At 75.0% G+C, this 1,251-nt stretch carries 1 protein-coding gene and 1 pseudogene; one reads left to right on the top strand and one right to left on the bottom strand.

The features are described from left to right. Positions 1 to 631 (bottom strand): siderophore-interacting protein (locus ABD308_RS33510; RefSeq protein ID WP_344343440.1); only part of this gene is annotated, 631 nt, incomplete at its 3' end. A gap of 92 nt (positions 632 to 723) precedes the next feature. Between ABD308_RS33510 and ABD308_RS33505 the strand changes: the two are divergent. Next, positions 724 to 1,251: pseudogene (locus ABD308_RS33505) on the top strand (TetR/AcrR family transcriptional regulator); the annotation flags it as partial.

The raw sequence follows: 1,251 nt of genomic DNA, 5'->3' as shown, positions 1-1,251 counted from the left end.
CGACCAGCCGCCGGCCCGGCACGGCGCCGTCACGGTGCAGCCACCGCACGGCCGTTCCGCCCGGGCCGGGCAGCGGCTGCTCCTCGGCGCGGTCGGCGACCTCGGCGAACACCACCGTCTCGGTGCCCTCGGGCAGCGCCTCCAGCAGGGTGCCGATCGCGGGCAGCGCCGACTCGTCGCCGGCCAGCAGGACCCAGTCCGCCGCCGCTGCCGCCGCCGTGACCGACAGCGGGGAGGCGTAGAGCGAGGAGGGTCCGACCATGCCCAGCCGGTCCCCGGGCCGGGCCCGTGCGGCCCAGGCGCTCGCCGGACCGGTGTCGCCGTGCAGCACGAAGTCGATCTCCAGCAGCGCGGTCCCGGGCCGGCGCCGCCGGAGGGTGAGGCTGCGCATCCACGGCCGCTCCGCCTCCGGGATGGCCAGGTACGCCTGGTACCAGCCCATGGCGTCCTCGGTCGCCCCGGGAAGCACGGGGGCGTCCTGGCCCGGACGGGGGAAGCAGAGTTTGACCTGCTGGTCGGGCGAGGTGCCGACGCTCGCGTCCAGGTCCTCGGCCTGGAAGGTGACCCGGGCCGTCCGAGGAGTGACGCGCGTGACCTCGGTGACCTGGACGTAGGTGACGGGAAGGCTCATGGCTCGACCTCCGGTTTCGGTCCCCCGTTGATACCTTATGCCGTAAAGAGTTCCTCGTAGCGAGGTTACCTTATGCGATAAGGAGTTCCGCCGTGACCGTCTTCGCCGGACAGGGCGACGCCCGCCGCTCCATGGCACTGCTGTGGCGCTCCCCCGAGGCCCCGCGCCCCGGGCGCAGCGGGCCCAAGCCCGGGCTGAGCGTGGACGCGATCGTCCTCGCCGGGATCGCCGTCGCCGACGCCGAGGGCATGGCGGCGCTCTCCATGCGCGCGGTCGGCGAGCGCCTCGGCCGCACCGCCATGGCCCTCTACACCTATGTCCCGGGCAAGGCCGAACTGCTGGACCTCATGCACGACCGGGTGCTCGCCGAGCTGCCCGTCTCCTACGATCCGGCCCCGGGCTGGCGGCCGGCCGTCACCGCCTGGGCCGACGACGCCCTCGCCTGCTACCTGCGCCACCCCTGGGTGCTGCGGATCTCCCAGGCCCGCCCGGTCCTCGGGCCGGCCGAGCTGGGGGCGATGGAGGCGCTGCTGCGGATCCTCCAGGGGGCCGGACTGGATCCCGGACGGCTGCGGGGGGCGGTCGCCGCCCTGTGGCAGTTCGTCCGGGGGTCCGCGGCG

The organism is Kitasatospora putterlickiae (assembly GCF_039527695.1).
In the GTDB taxonomy this organism is placed as follows: Bacteria; Actinomycetota; Actinomycetes; order Streptomycetales; family Streptomycetaceae; genus Kitasatospora; species Kitasatospora putterlickiae.
Note: the sequence above shows the minus strand (reverse complement) of the source record. Positions and strands in the feature narration are given on the sequence as shown.